Below are 14,036 nucleotides of genomic sequence, written 5' to 3'. Positions count from 1 at the left end.
CCTCCGGAATCGCGAAGCCGCCGCGCAGAGTGCTCTGCGCGGCGGCTTCAGTAAATCCTGCGCCTGCTCACCGACGCCGCTTCCTGATCTGCAGATAGGTATGGACGCCGAATACGAAGGCCTCGACCAGCATCGGAAGCTGGCCACCGGGCGGCGGCACACCGCGTCGCGCAGCCTCGGCGCGCAGGTGCTCGTCGAGGGTTGGAAGAACGGGCGCAGGCTCGCGCCGACGCAACGCCAGGACAATCAACCCGACCCCAAAGAACACCCCCCCGATCGACGCCGAGGCGATCAGGCCGGAATAATGTTCCGCGATCAGTGTCCACGCCGCCGCCAGAAAGAACCCGAGCCCGACAAGCAGCAGCGCACCCCCGATCACCGCAAGCGCGATGTCACGAGTGTGCCACCGCGCCCTGCGCTTGATCTGGTCTATCGGGATCAGCATCAGCGCCGCGACGTAAGCGCCAATGCAACCAGGAAGCCGGCCCCGGCGGCAATCGCCGTCGCCATTGCCGGACGTTCGCGGGTGAACCGCTCGGCGCTGCTCAGCGCCTCGCCAACCTGCTCTGTCGCGTAGTCATAGCCGTCGCCGGCTGCCGACACGGCCTTCTGGCCGGTATGACGCGCAGCGGCACCCGCTTCGCGCACCTTGGCCTGGCCCAGATCGCGCATCGCGGCCGTCAGGTCGGCGATGTCCGATTTGAACACGGCGATCTGCTCGCGCAGTTCGTCATAGGTCATTTCGGCGATATCCGAGGCCTCGCCCGCCGCGCGACCGACATGCTTTTTGACACTGTCAGTTTTCGCATCGACGTTCTTGCCGAACTTTTCCATTGATTCACTGGACATTTGGTCCTCCATTCGGAAAGCACCTCCAAGAGGTGCTTTCCAGGGTTGATCTGCATTCAGCATTCTGGCGCGCTTCGCCCTACCGGTCAGGTAGGGCGGACCGGCGCGCGCGGGTCAGGTCCGGGAAGACCAGTCGTCGACCTGCTTCTCGGCCTCTTCTTTGGCGATCCCGTACTTCTCCTGGACCTTGCCGACCAGTTTGTCGCGATTGCCGGCCGCGACGTCGAGGTCGTCATCGGTCAGCTTGCCCCAGTTCTCCTTGGCCGAACCCTTCATCTGCTTCCATTTGCCTTCGATTTGATCCCAGTTCATTGGATGCTCCTGTCGTGTTTGGTTGCCGTTCATCCCTCAACGTCAGCGGGACCGATCGGGTTCCCTTGATCGGATGCCATCTTCGTTCCCAGCCCGAAATCCGCAACGTCCCGCCGGCGCGGCGGGCCAAACACCGGAAAAGCGCAGGATTCGGACGGCGTTCAAGCCCCGGCGGCGCGCGGCCCGGCGGTCATGGCCTCAGGAACCGATGACAGTGCCCGCTGGTTGAATGATAACCTCCACCGAGAAAGGCACGACCCGATGACCGAGACCAGCAACCAGAAGCACAGCCCGGCAAGCGCCGAAGAGCGTCGCGCGCTCGATTCAGATGAACTGGCCATGACCGACATGGCGCGCCAGCCTGCCTTGGGCGCGCTTTCGGACCGCGATCTGTCGGACCTGATCAGCCGCCTGCGCGCGCGCCGCAATCGCGCGCGCGACATCGCCAACCGCCAGGGGCGCGAGGCACGTGCGAAAGCCGCGCCCTCCGGCGCCACGCCCGCCGGCGGGAACGAGGGCACGCTGACCAAGCACGACTACCTCAACGCCGCGCTCGACCGCGCGACGGCCGAGCGCGCGGCGCGCAGCACCCCGGACGAACCCGACGCCGCCGGTTCGGAAGAGAGCGCGTCCGATCAGGTGAAGTTCGCAGAGAAGGCGCAAGCCCTCAAGCAGGAGGGCGCGACCGGCCCAAACGAGATGATGGAGGAAGGTGCGCCCCTCCACCCGGACGATCCGGATGCCGACACGGGCAAGAAAGGACTGTCGGACACCGCGCGCCGCACGGCCCCCTCGGGCGCGTTCGATCACGCCGGCGACCTGCCCTCCCGCGAACGCTCTCGGACACGCTACTGAACGGGACCCCCGCCTCCCGCCGCCGCGACGCCCCCGGATTCCGTCATGGCACCGCCGCGCCGGGCACCGCCCGTAGGGGTCCTGTAACCCCTGCGGGCCGGCAAAGTGCCAGACAGGTGCCATACGTTTGCCATACACTTGCCATACGTTTGCCAGCACCCCGATCTGCTGGGAAAAGCCCCCCTCGCCCGACGCCCCCGCGGCTCAATCCAAAACTTTCATTGCGGTTAACGGCCGCGCATTTCCATCTCAATTCAATAACTTGCGAAAGCGTGCAAATTTGCACGCCCCCCCCTTCCAGGGTCCGAAACACGCGCCCGGCCCCAGCTCACTCAGGATAAAGCACACAAGCCACCTCATGCCCCTCCCCAACCCCCCGCCGCCGCGGCGACGGATAGCTTTCGAAGTGCACCACCAAGCCATCTGCGTGTTCTTCGATCCTCGCCGCCTCGGCCAGCGACGGGGGACGCTCCGACAGGACGTCAGCCAGTTGCGCCCGGGCGGCGGCGGGCCCCTGCGGCGCGGGGATGCGGACCGACAGGCCGCTGGTTACCGGCGTTCCCAATGCCGGGCGCGCCCGGTTGGCCATGTCCCATTCGGCCAGCGCAGCCACCACGTCGCGCCCCTCCCAGCCACAGACCGGGGTCGCAAGGGGGCAGCGATTGTGAAACCGGCAGCCATTCGGAACGTCGATCGCCGAGGGGATCTCGCCCGCCGACTCCAACGGCGGCTTCTCGACCGACGGGTCGGGTTCGGGCGAGGCGTCGAGCAGAAGCTGCGTATAGGGATGCTTGCGTTCGGCGATGACCTTTTCGGTCGGTCCGACCTCGACGATCTCGCCCAGATACATGATCGCGGTCCGGTCGGCGACATAGCGGATCGTCGGCAGGTCGTGGCTGACATAGACGAAGGAAATCCCCATCTCGTCGCGGAAATGCCGCATCAGGTTCAGCACGCCCGCCCGGATCGACACGTCCAGCATCGACACCGGCTCGTCGGCCACGATGAAGCGCGGCTCGAGCACGATGGCGCGCGCGATGGCGACGCGCTGGCGCTGGCCGCCGGACAATTCATGCGGGAAGCGCTCCATGTATGTTTCGGCGGGCTTCAACCCGGCGCGCTCCAGCGCCTGAACGACCTTGGCGCGCCGGTCGGAACCCCTGGCCAGACCATGAATCGTCAGCGGTTCGCCGACGATGTCCTGGATCGTGAAACGCGGATTGAGCGTCTGGTAGGGATCCTGGAAGACCATCTGCGCGCGCCGGCGAAACGCCTTCAACTCGGCACCCTTCAGATGCGCGATATCGTCGCCCTCTGACAGGATGCGTCCCTCCGTCGGCTCTTGCAAACGGACGAGCATCTCGCCGGTCGTGGTCTTTCCCGACCCGGATTCGCCCGCCAATCCCAGGATCTCGCCCGCCTCCAGGGTCAGGTCGATCCCATCGACCGCATGAACGCTGGTCTCGGATCTGCCAAAAAACCCTGCCGGAATCGGAAAATGCTTCACCAGACCTTCGACTCGCAGCACCTCGGCGCTCGAGGTCCGGATGCGCCGTGTCGCCAGCGTCACCTCCTCGTCAAGGCGCCGGCCAACCTCGGCCCAGGCTTCATTGGTCGCAGCGGTGCGGCGAAATTCCTCGACCCGGTCGGGATAGTGACAGGCCGAGTAACGCCCCGCCCCCACCTGGTGATGCGCCGGGTCCTCGGCCCGGCAACGATCGGTGGCGAAGGGACAGCGTTCGGCAAAGCGGCAGCCCACGGGCGGATCCAGCAGATCGGGCGGCGTGCCGGGGATCGAGATCAGTTCGCGCTGCGCCCCTTCCAGCGTGGGGAAGGCGTTGGTGAGGCCCATCGTGTAGGGATGGAACGGCTGGGCGAAAACCTGGCGCACTGGGCCGGTTTCCATGATCTTGCCGCCGTACATGACCGCGACCCTGTCGCAGGTCTGCACGACGACCGAAATGTCATGAGTAATGAAGAGGAGCGCCATGCCCCGCTCGCGCCGCAGCTTCGCCAGCCGCGAGAGGATCTGCGCCTGCGTGACCACATCGAGCGCCGTCGTCGGCTCGTCCGCGATCAGAAGTTGCGGCTCCAGCGCCATGGCCATGGCGATCACCGCGCGCTGCTTCATGCCGCCCGACATCTCGTGCGGGTAAGCGCGCAGCCGCGACGGGTCGATCCCGACGGCGCGGAACAGATCCTGGGCCCGCGCCATGCCTTCGGCCCGATCGATCCTGATATGCGCCTGCATCGCCTCAAGGATCTGGTCGCCGACGCGATAGACCGGGTCGAGCGCGTTCATCGCGGCCTGGCTGATCCAGGCGATTTCCTTCCAGCGGACGCAGCGCATGTCCTCGCCTGTCAGCGGCACCAGGTCGCGGCCGGCAAAGTCGATCCGGCCGCGCGGAATCTCGCCGTTGGGGGGCAGCAGTTTCAGCATCGCCTTGGCGGCGGTGGTCTTTCCGCAACCGGACTCGCCCACCAGCCCCAGCGCCTCGCCCGGGGCAATGGTGAAGTCGATCCCGTCGACGGCCTTCACCGGACCCGCCCCGGTCCGGTAGTGGATCGCCAGGTCGCGGACATCGAGCAGGTTTCGCGTCGCACTGTCCTTCATTGGCGTGCCCTCAACCGGGGATTGGCAACCACTTCGAGCGAGCGCGAGACGAAGAAAACCGACAACACCGTCACCATGATGAATATCCCGGGCGGCAGGTTCCACCACCAGGCCGTGCGCCAGGCCCCCGAAAGGCGTGCATCATGCAGGATGCCCCCCCAGCTGATCGAATGCGGCGGACCGAGGCCGAGGAAGGAAAGCGTTGCCTCGGCGATGATGCTGACGCCCACGATGATCGCCAACTCCAGAAACACGAGCGGCATCACGTTGGGAAAGATGTGCAGATACATGATGCGCAGGTCCGACGCCCCCGCCACGCGCGCGGCCTTCACGAAGGGACGTTCGCGCAGGCTCAGGACCTGGCTACGGATCAGGCGCGCCACAGTTCGCCACGTCAGAAGCGACACGGCAAGGATGACGATCAGGAGGCTGGGCTGGAACAGCAGCACTAGGATCAGCGCGAAAGGCTCGAACGGAATGCCGTACATCACATCGACCGTGCGCATGAGCACAGCTTCCGTCCGGCCGCGATAGTAGCCCGCGATCAGGCCGACATTGGTGCCGATCAAAACGACAAGCGTCGCGCCAAGAAACCCCACCAGAAGGGCGATGCGACTACCGTGAACGTTCTGGCTGTAGAGGTCGCGACCGAGGTGGTCGGTGCCGAACCAGTGCTCGGCCGACGGCGGCGCCAAGCGGGTGACAAAGCGGTCCGAACCAAGGGCAAGCCATCTGTCGCCCTCGATCAGAAGTGCACGGAGGTGCCGCTCGGATTCGGTTGTGGCCAGTTGCCAGGCGTCACCATCCCACTCCATGGCGATCCCGTTTCGACCGACCGCGACGGCACGCCCGCCATCGTCGATCCAACCGGCCCGCAGGGCCCGAGTGTCCGGTGCGGTGTCGGTCTGCCAGCGCGCCTCGGGTCCGTCGCGGCGCAGCAGCGTGCCCCTTTCGCCGACCACCAGCGCCGCGCCGCCGGGTGCGATGTGGATATGGTTCAAATCGCGGCTGGAGCCGAGCCGGTCGAGCGTTGCCGCACCGGTCGCGGGGTCGTAGCGGACCGCGAGGCCGCGCGCACCGACAGCCAGCAGCGTGCCGTCGGTATCCCTTGCGACCGATGCAAGCGCAAAACCACGACCGACCGGACTGTCGATTTCCGTGATGTCGCCTGAAGCAACGTCAAGGCGCCAGATCTCTTCGCCGGCGCCTACGATCAGGGCTGAGTCGGGATCGATCCACGCGACGCCGCGCAAATCGGCGGGCCGGGGGGGGTCGATCACGCGCCACCCTTCCCCGACCTGCGCCAATACCGTGCTGGAATCGCCCACGATCAGCGCCCCCGCCTGCGGCCCGAAAGCGACCGCGTGCAGATCCGCGGCAACGGGAACCTGAACGCGCCTCCAGTCGTCACCGTCACGTTCCCAGACCGTACCCTCGCGCCCGACGATCAGCGCCTCGTTGCCGCGATGATCCGCATCGTTGAGCGCGAGCGGCCCAAGGCTTTCAGAAAGTTCCCATGTATCGGTGCCCCGCACGAGAACCGATCCATCCTCGATCTCGTTGATCTGGCGCGGATCGTGCGTTGCGATCATCGGCGCCAAGAGCGCCATCGCGATGATGACGCCCAGCACGCAAAGCCCGATGACGGCAAGACGGTCTTGCAACATCAACTTGAGCGGGCCGGCCGCCGCGCGAAGGAACGGCGGCATGGTCATCGGAAGCTGACCCTGGGATCGAGCGTCGTGTAGAGGATATCTACAAACAGGTTCAGCGTGATCACAAAGGCCGCCATGATGAGGAAGCTTGCCTGCGCGAGCGGGAAATCAGACGTGCGCACGGCATTGAGGATCTCGCGACCCAGACCCGGCCAGGAAAAGACGACCTCGACCACCACTTGCCCGCCGGCGGCCAGCCCGATGGTGACGGCCAGTTGCGTGACGACCGGCAGCAGAGCGTTGCGCGCGGCATGCTTGTAGAGGATGTCGCGCTCCGGCAGGCCCTTCGCACGCGCCATCTCGATGAAGTCCTCGCCATAGACCTCGAGCATGGTGTTGCGCATGATGAGAAGCGGCGAGCCAAGATAGTAGAGCGCGACTATCATCACAGGCAGCACCGCGTGCCACAGGAAATCGAGCGTCAGCACCTTGTCCCAGAAACCCACGGCGTCGTAGGGAAGCGTCCGCATACCGCTTGTCGGCATGAGCGATAGGGTCACACCGAAAATCAGGATCGCGATCATCCCGGTCCAGAACATCGGCGCAGAACGGAACATCAGCCCGACGAAAATGCCTGCAGTGTCGACGCGCGACCCCCGGCGCCAGGACAGCCATGCCCCGAGCGGCACGCCGATCCCGTAGGCGAGGACGATCGCGGCAAGCATGAGGATCATCGTATTGGCCAGCCTCTCCCAGACGATCCCGGCCACCGGTGCACGGTAGGAAAACGAGGTGCCGAATTCGCCCTGCACCGCATTCGAAAGAAACAGGAAATACTGCTGCCAGACTGGCTGATCGAGCCCGAACTGGGCGCGCACGGCTTCGCGTTGCTCGGGGTTCAGACCTTCGGTGATGAGCGCCGCGGTCGGATCGGGTAGTCCCATTCGGAAAAGGAAGAACAGGATCGTCGCAATGATCCAGAGCGACAATATCGCCTGAAACACGCGCTTGATCAGATAGGTACGGCGCGACATCGCCCATCCTTGTCAGGCCGAGGGAGCCAGGAAATCAAAACGCCCTGCCGCACCGGATGTGCGGCAGGGCAATCGCTTGAGCGTCGTTCAGCGGACCAGACGGCCTTCCGCATCCCAGGAATAGCCCGCGTTCTCCAGTTCCTGCCGCGCCGCGTCCATGTCGAAGTCGAACCGCTCGACAAAGGGGTTGTGCCAGAAAGCATTGACGGGTGCGATCACGGTGGTTCCGACCTCGCCACGACCGTCCAGCAGCACGTTCACCATGCGCCCCCGGTCCATCGCGTAGGTCAGCGCGCGGCGCGCGGCGACATCGTCGAAGGGCGCGCGCCGAGTGTTGAAGGTCATATGGAAGTAGCCGAAGTCCGGCACCGAGACGACGGTCAGGTCGTCATTGCCTTCGGCCAGCGGGATCTGCCCCGGCTCCATCCGCCACGCGGTCATGTCGATCTGGCCGGTCTGGAGCGCGGTAAACACCCCTTCGGCATCGGCATAGATGACAAATTCAACGCCATCGACAGCGATCTCGCCCTCATGGAAATGGTCGCGGTTGGTGGTTAGCGACATGAATTCGCCGCGGTCATAGCGGTCAAAGACAAATGGGCCCGACCCGACCGTCGGGATCTGGTCAGGTGTCAGGTCGCCCGGGTTCTCGATTTCTTCCCAGATATGCTTGGGCAGGATCGGGATCTGGCTGAGGGCGATGGTGGCGAAGGGAGCCGATGGTTCGCTGAGATTGAAGCGCACTGACAGCGCCCCTGTCGCCTCAACCGAGGCGACAGGGGCGAGATACGAGTTGAAGTAACTGTATTCGCTCGCCATGTAGTAGTCGAAGGTGAAGGCCACATCTTCAGCCGTCATCGGCTCGCCGTCGTGCCACAACATGCCTTCGCGCAGTGTCACGTCGATTGTGACCTCATCCACCGCTTCGACCGTTTCCGCGGCCCAGGGAACCGGTTCCACATCCGGGCTCAAGCGGACCAGACGATCGTAGTATAGCCGCATCCACTTCCAGCCCCAGACACTGGTCGACGCGAGCGGGTTCACGTTGTCAGGCTCCTGCGGCCCCCCGATCCGCAGGGTGCGACGGTCCCCGACGGGCTCTGCCTCCATCGGCACCCATTCGGAATAGAGCCCTTCGCCCGCCATGGCGTTCATGTTGGTGAAGGTGGTGTTGTTGTACGCAACGACCTCGTCCCGGTGAAACAGGATCACGACAGGGACGTCGGGCATATAGAGTTCCTGCATCTCGTGCACGATGTCGCGCCGGCGCTCTATGTCGAACTCACGGGACTGCGCGTCATAAAGCTCATCGTATTCCGGGTTCTGGTAACCGCCGGGATTGTTTGCTCCCAGACCTGCCTGACGGCCGTCGAGCGTGCCAAGGAAGAACTGAGGATCAAGCCGGTCAACGCGCCCCGACCAGCCCAGGATGACCGCGTCAAAATCTTGTTCCGAGTAGAACCGGTCAAGCAGTGTCCTGAATTCCAGCGGCGAGACCGTGACATCGAGCCCAAGTTCACGCCAGGCTTCGGCGACAATGAAAGCACCTTCATAGCGGATCGGATCGTAGGCCTCGGTCGTGGTCATTATCTCGACCGATGGCACGCGTTCCTGCGCGAGTACGGGCGCGCTCAAAGGAAGCACGGTCGCAAGTGCCGCGCCAAAGCGCAAGGCTTTCGTTTTCATGGACTTTCCCCCTTGTCAGGTCGGCGGTGTCGATCTGCTTTATCTCTTTTCAGCGACAGTCCTGCCAAGAGATGGTCGCACCAACGTTTATGGTGCGCCAACGCTAGGGGAACCGGCATGAGAGTGTCAAGGCAACCCGAAGCGGGGGAGTACAGGGGGCGGCGTCGGCTCCCCTTCCTCTCGGAAAAGCCAAATAGCGCCGCGCCCATCTGCCGGGATTGACCGCGGCAAAATCCCGGTCAGCGCATGCAGCAGGGTGGACTTGCCGAAACCCGCCGGACCAATAGCAGCACCCGCTCGTAGCGGCGACCTCGTTCGGGGCGGATTCTCTTGATAATCTGATACCTTTTCAGGGGTTAAACCGGCAAATGTTCACTCACCATGTCCTGCCGCGCATCACGCAACAGGACAATCGCTCGGGGCACATTTCGCATAGAAGGCATCACAAAACTGCGGGCTCTTTCCGCTCCGGGTCCCAATCAGGTGACAAGCGCCTTGTTGAGGTATTCGTCGACTTTTTCCAGGTAACCCATCGTAGTCAGCCACTTCTGGTCAGGCCCGACCAGAAGCGCCAGATCCTTGGTCATGTGACCATCTTCGACCGTCTGGACGGTGACCTTTTCCAACGTTTCGGCAAAGCGCTGGAGCTCGGCATTGCCGTCCAGCTTGGCGCGATGCTTCAGCCCGCCGGTCCAGGCAAAGATCGATGCGATGGAGTTGGTCGACGTTTCCTTTCCGGCCTGATGCTGACGGTAGTGGCGGGTGACGGTGCCATGCGCGGCCTCGGCCTCAACGGTCTTGCCGTCCGGCGTCATCAATACACTCGTCATCAGACCAAGACTTCCGAAACCTTGCGCCACGGTGTCGGACTGCACGTCGCCGTCATAGTTCTTGCAGGCCCAGACATAGCCGCCCGACCACTTCATCGCGCAGGCAACCATGTCGTCGATCAATCGGTGTTCGTAGGTAATGCCCGCCTTCTTGAACTTGTCTTCGAACTCCTCTTCGTAGACCTTCTGGAACAGGTCCTTGAAGCGGCCGTCATAGGCTTTCAGGATTGTGTTCTTGGTCGAGAGATACACCGGCCAGCCCTTGACGAGGCCGTAGTTCATGCTCGCGCGCGCAAAATCGATGATCGAGGCGTCGAGGTTATACATCGCCATCGTCACGCCGGAGCCCGGCGCGTCGAAGACCTCCTTCTCGATCACCGTGCCATCGTCGCCGACGAACTTGATCGTCAGCTTCCCCTTGCCCGGAAAGCGGAAATCGGTTGCACGGTACTGATCACCAAAGGCGTGACGCCCCACGACGATCGGCTGGGTCCAGCCCGGCACCAGACGCGGGACGTTCTTGCAGATGATCGGCTCGCGGAAAATCACGCCGCCGAGAATGTTGCGGATCGTCCCGTTGGGCGAGCGCCACATCTGCTTCAAGCCAAATTCCTCGACGCGCTGTTCGTCGGGGGTGATGGTCGCGCATTTGACGCCGACACCGTATTCCTTGATGGCGTTCGCAGCATCGACGGTGATCTGATCGTCGGTTCGGTCGCGCTCCTCGATGCCGAGGTCGTAGTATTTCAGATCGATGTCGAGATAGGGCAGGATCAGCTTCTTCTTGATGAAATCCCAGATGATGCGCGTCATCTCGTCACCGTCGAGTTCGACGACGGGATTGTCGACCTTGATCTTCGTCATACTGCCCTCCGTTCTGGCCTGAGTCGTTGTGCGCCTCTTAGACCAATTCCCGTGCCAAGGAAAGCGCAGTATGCCATTGCATACCAAAATCGACCGCGCAATTCACCGGGTTCCCCTTTTCTTCCGCGCGTCATCGTGAAATAGGGACGCGCCAGACGAAACCTGCTGCCCAAGGAGCCGGCCGATGCAGATTCGCGAGGCGCTGACCTTCGACGACGTCCTCCTGGTACCCGCAGCCTCGTCGGTGCTCCCAACGCAGGCCGATACCGCAACCTGGGTGACCCGGTCGATCCGTCTGAACATCCCGTTGCTCTCCTCGGCCATGGACACGGTGACCGAGGGGCGCATGGCGATCGCCATGGCGCAGGCCGGCGGAATGGGCGTCATCCACCGCAACCTCGATCCCGAAGCGCAGGCGCGCGAGGTGAGCAGGGTCAAGCGTTTCGAATCCGGTATCGTCTACAGTCCGATCACCCTGCGGCCCGACCAGACCCTGGCAGATGCCCGTGAACTTGCGGAACGCTACAATGTCACGGGTTTTCCGGTCGTCGACGACACCGGCCGCGTCGTCGGCATCGTGACCAACCGCGACATGCGCTTCGCCTCGGACGACCGCACGCCGGTGCATGCCATGATGACGTCTGAAAACCTTGCCATCCTGCGCGAACCTGCCGACCGTGAAGAAGCCCGCAGCCTGATGCAGGCGCGGCGCATAGAGAAGCTGCTGGTGGTGAATGCCGAAGGCAGGCTCACCGGATTGCTCACGCTGAAGGACTCCGAAAAGGCGGTGCTGCATCCCATGGCCTGCAAGGATGATCTCGGTCGCTTGCGCGTTGCGGCTGCGACGACAGTGGGCGACGCGGGGTTCGATCGTTCCGCCGCCCTGATCGAAGCGGGGGTCGATCTTCTGGTCATCGACACTGCGCATGGCCATTCCTCCCTAGTCGCGGAGGCGGTCAAGCGGGTGAAGAACCTTTCGAACGAGGTGCAGGTCGTGGCCGGCAACGTCGCAACAGCCGCGGCGACCCGGGCCCTGATCGACGTGGGTGCCGACGCGGTGAAGGTAGGGATCGGGCCTGGCTCGATCTGCACAACACGGATCGTTGCGGGCGTTGGCGTGCCACAGTTGACCGCGATCCTCGATACGGCGCAGGCGGCTGGCGATATTCCCGTAATCGCAGATGGCGGGATCAAGTTTTCCGGGGATTTCGCCAAGGCGATCGCAGCTGGCGCGAGTTGCGCTATGGTCGGCTCGGCCATTGCCGGCACCGACGAAGCCCCGGGCGAGGTCATCCTCTACCAGGGCCGCAGCTACAAGAGCTATCGCGGCATGGGCAGCCTCGGCGCAATGGCGCGCGGCTCGGCGGACCGATATTTCCAGAAGGATGCGGCAAGCGACAAACTGGTACCCGAGGGCATCGAAGGCCAGGTCCCCTACAAGGGGCCGGTCGGCACCGTCATTCATCAAATGGTCGGCGGGCTGCGCGCGGCGATGGGCTACACCGGCAATCGCACTGTGGAAGAAATGCGGGAGAACTGCGAGTTCGTCCGCATCACCGGAGCCGGGCTGATGGAAAGCCACGTCCACGACGTGACAATCACAAGGGAAAGCCCGAACTACAGCGCTCAATAGAAATGGCTTTCTGCTTTTGACAGATGAAGAGAAATAGTGGAACATAGCGGAACTTAGCGGGAACTTACAGAGCCCGTAGATGAAATACAGATGAGGAAGCCTTCATCTGCCAATGAGGGCCGCTGACCCGGGCAACAAGGCAGGGCCTCGCACGGGTGCGGCGGGCGGGAGTACCGCCCCCAATGCCACTAACAGGTTGCTGAAGAAGTCTGCGGGCCGGGACGGATTCCCCTCGCAGCGACTGTCGGGGTTCAGCGTGGTGTCTTTCGAGGCGGAAGGCATGCGCTCCTGATGCGTTTTCGCATCGTCACGCAGCCAGAAGCCGTGGCAGTCGGGCGAGGTTGTTGGCGGCCATCCTGAGGATGAAGCGGGAGCGGACGCGTTCAAGGCCGCGATAGATGGTCTGCGCGCGGAGTTGATGCAGCTAGCGGCCTACGCCCTCTTCCGCGAAGAGTTCCACCGGCACCTTTTCGCAATGTGCTGTCATTTGTGGACGTATATGGACCCCGCCTGATTGCAACGGTCTGGTTGGTTCTGGTTCGGCGATCGCATTGCGTACGTATATCCGGCTTCTTTGAGCGGCCCGATATTTCGTCTCTGCGAGCCCCGATGGATTTCCGCGCGCTTCTTCCTCAATGGCTCCAAGGCAGCGGCGGGCAGTGTCAGAGCAAAGTCCTTGAGCGGGGCCTCACATTTCGGTGCAGAGGTGAACTGCACGGAACGTTGCCGATCCATTTCAGTTTCACTTTCATCTTCATCAGGAGGCGAAAATGGATAGCGACAGGGTCAAAGGCTCCGCGAAAAAGATTGGCGGCAAAGCGAAGGAGGGTTTTGGCAAAGCCACAGGCGACAAGAAGACCGAGGCTGAAGGCAAAGCCGATCAGACCAAGGGCAAGGCGCAGAGCACTTTTGGCAGCGCCAAGGATAAACTCCGAGGCAAGTGATGACTGCGGTACGGGGCGGCCGAGACGGTCGCCCGGAGTGCGCGCGTGAAAACAGTCAACCTCTTGCATCGCAATGTTGGGACGAAAGGGCGCCCTGATCGCACGCTGTTGCCGGATCCGCCCTTGACCACTTACTCGGCGGCCTCCCTGTTGGCAAAAGTTCAAGCACAGGAGACAAATCGATGTTTGACGTCATAGGAGCTTTAGTGATCTTCGCCCTGTTGTTCGTGGTGGTAGCGTTTGGCCTCTTGAGGTCCGAAAGAGCGGTACGAAATTCTGCCTCGCCCACACGGAACCGCGATGAGAACCGGACCGAGGTACGGGCCGCGGATACGACGGACCCGGTGCGCTAACAGTGCCTCCCGACTGCAAAGGCGCCGCAGTAATGGACAACGAACCGGCGATTCTGCGTGGGCAGCATGTCTGCTTAGGAACAAGTTTGCTCCGGCGCGCGTTAGTTCGCGGGCGCAACATCGTCGGGAAATCCCTCATGGTCGTGCCCACGTCAGAAAGCACCCCTCATGTCCTTCCTCCGACTCGCGAGGCCGCCGTCTTTCACGTGCGCTGCCGCCAAGTCGAAACCCTCTTCTGGGCGGTGTCAGCAAACCGTGTTGGTGCGAGGGCCTGAAGCGAGCAGCAGCCTGAGGGCATCCAGGCAGGAGCGGTCCGCGTTGTTCCGGGCGGCGTGCCAGCGGCCGAAGGCGGCAAGGTTCTTCGACGCGGGGCCGCAGAAGGGCTGCATGAAGCCGTGGAATCGGCC

Annotated in this window: 11 protein-coding genes; 3 read left to right on the top strand and 8 right to left on the bottom strand. The window is 63.4% G+C overall.

Going from position 1 to position 14,036, the window contains the following annotated elements:
- Nucleotides 1-67: 67 nt before the first annotated feature.
- The 3 genes from IM708_RS14810 to IM708_RS14800 all read right to left on the bottom strand — a co-directional run bounded on the left by IM708_RS14810 (nt 68) and on the right by IM708_RS14800 (nt 1,161).
- A complete protein-coding gene (locus tag IM708_RS14810; protein ID WP_209427356.1) occupies nt 68-445 on the bottom strand; it encodes a hypothetical protein in 378 nt (125 codons plus the stop codon).
- The gene (locus IM708_RS14805; RefSeq protein ID WP_209427355.1) at nt 445-861 is read right to left on the bottom strand and encodes a hypothetical protein; all 417 of its coding nucleotides are present in this window, start codon (nt 859-861) and stop codon (nt 445-447) included. The genes IM708_RS14810 and IM708_RS14805 overlap by 1 nt, the downstream gene beginning before the upstream one ends.
- A 102-nt stretch (nt 862-963) precedes the next feature.
- Entirely contained in the window at nt 964-1,161 is a 198-nt protein-coding gene (locus IM708_RS14800) for a CsbD family protein (protein WP_209427354.1), read from the bottom strand.
- 261 nt (nt 1,162-1,422) lie between these two features.
- Between IM708_RS14800 and IM708_RS14795 the strand changes: the two genes are divergently transcribed.
- Entirely contained in the window at nt 1,423-2,016 is a 594-nt protein-coding gene (locus IM708_RS14795; protein WP_209427353.1) for a hypothetical protein, read from the top strand.
- Nucleotides 2,017-2,344: 328 nt separating this feature from the next.
- Here IM708_RS14795 and IM708_RS14790 read toward each other — a convergent pair whose 3' ends face one another.
- The 5 genes from IM708_RS14790 to IM708_RS14770 all read right to left on the bottom strand — a co-directional run bounded on the left by IM708_RS14790 (nt 2,345) and on the right by IM708_RS14770 (nt 10,699).
- Nucleotides 2,345-4,630, bottom strand: coding sequence for an ABC transporter ATP-binding protein (locus tag IM708_RS14790; RefSeq protein ID WP_209427352.1), 2,286 nt, complete (start codon nt 4,628-4,630; stop codon nt 2,345-2,347).
- Entirely contained in the window at nt 4,627-6,345 is a 1,719-nt protein-coding gene (locus IM708_RS14785; RefSeq protein ID WP_209427351.1) for an ABC transporter permease subunit, read from the bottom strand. The genes IM708_RS14790 and IM708_RS14785 overlap by 4 nt, the downstream gene beginning before the upstream one ends.
- Nucleotides 6,342-7,319 (bottom strand): ABC transporter permease, encoded by a 978-nt coding sequence (locus IM708_RS14780; protein WP_209427350.1) that lies wholly within the window; start codon nt 7,317-7,319, stop codon nt 6,342-6,344. Before IM708_RS14780 ends, IM708_RS14785 begins: the two co-directional genes overlap by 4 nt.
- A gap of 87 nt (nt 7,320-7,406) precedes the next feature.
- Nucleotides 7,407-9,005: an ABC transporter substrate-binding protein gene (locus tag IM708_RS14775; protein ID WP_209427349.1), complete on the bottom strand. Its 1,599-nt coding sequence runs from the start codon at nt 9,003-9,005 to the stop codon at nt 7,407-7,409.
- Between the two features lie 479 nt (nt 9,006-9,484).
- Nucleotides 9,485-10,699 carry an NADP-dependent isocitrate dehydrogenase gene (locus tag IM708_RS14770; RefSeq protein WP_209427348.1) on the bottom strand — a complete coding sequence of 405 codons (1,215 nt, stop codon included), beginning with the start codon at nt 10,697-10,699 and terminating at the stop codon, nt 9,485-9,487.
- Nucleotides 10,700-10,883: 184 nt separating this feature from the next.
- Between IM708_RS14770 and guaB the strand changes: the two genes are divergently transcribed.
- Nucleotides 10,884-12,332: an IMP dehydrogenase gene (guaB, locus tag IM708_RS14765; protein WP_209427347.1), complete on the top strand. Its 1,449-nt coding sequence runs from the start codon at nt 10,884-10,886 to the stop codon at nt 12,330-12,332.
- A gap of 770 nt (nt 12,333-13,102) precedes the next feature.
- Complete coding sequence (locus IM708_RS14760) at nt 13,103-13,276, top strand: CsbD family protein (protein WP_209427346.1); 174 nt, start codon at nt 13,103-13,105, stop codon at nt 13,274-13,276.
- Nucleotides 13,277-14,036: the final 760 nt, after the last annotated feature.

This window comes from Pararhodobacter sp. SW119 (assembly GCF_017811755.1).
Classification (GTDB): domain Bacteria; phylum Pseudomonadota; class Alphaproteobacteria; order Rhodobacterales; family Rhodobacteraceae; genus Pararhodobacter.
Note: the sequence above shows the minus strand (reverse complement) of the source record. Positions and strands in the feature narration are given on the sequence as shown.

Coding starts and splice junctions, on each gene's coding strand:
- IM708_RS14790 (WP_209427352.1), bottom strand. CDS start 4,630: ATGAAGGACAGTGCGACGCGAAACCTGCTCGATGTCCGCGACCTGGCG.
- IM708_RS14805 (WP_209427355.1), bottom strand. CDS start 861: ATGGAGGACCAAATGTCCAGTGAATCAATGGAAAAGTTCGGCAAGAAC.
- guaB (WP_209427347.1), top strand. CDS start 10,884: ATGCAGATTCGCGAGGCGCTGACCTTCGACGACGTCCTCCTGGTACCC.
- IM708_RS14770 (WP_209427348.1), bottom strand. CDS start 10,699: ATGACGAAGATCAAGGTCGACAATCCCGTCGTCGAACTCGACGGTGAC.
- IM708_RS14780 (WP_209427350.1), bottom strand. CDS start 7,319: ATGTCGCGCCGTACCTATCTGATCAAGCGCGTGTTTCAGGCGATATTG.
- IM708_RS14760 (WP_209427346.1), top strand. CDS start 13,103: ATGGATAGCGACAGGGTCAAAGGCTCCGCGAAAAAGATTGGCGGCAAA.
- IM708_RS14810 (WP_209427356.1), bottom strand. CDS start 445: ATGCTGATCCCGATAGACCAGATCAAGCGCAGGGCGCGGTGGCACACT.
- IM708_RS14775 (WP_209427349.1), bottom strand. CDS start 9,005: ATGAAAACGAAAGCCTTGCGCTTTGGCGCGGCACTTGCGACCGTGCTT.
- IM708_RS14795 (WP_209427353.1), top strand. CDS start 1,423: ATGACCGAGACCAGCAACCAGAAGCACAGCCCGGCAAGCGCCGAAGAG.
- IM708_RS14800 (WP_209427354.1), bottom strand. CDS start 1,161: ATGAACTGGGATCAAATCGAAGGCAAATGGAAGCAGATGAAGGGTTCG.
- IM708_RS14785 (WP_209427351.1), bottom strand. CDS start 6,345: ATGACCATGCCGCCGTTCCTTCGCGCGGCGGCCGGCCCGCTCAAGTTG.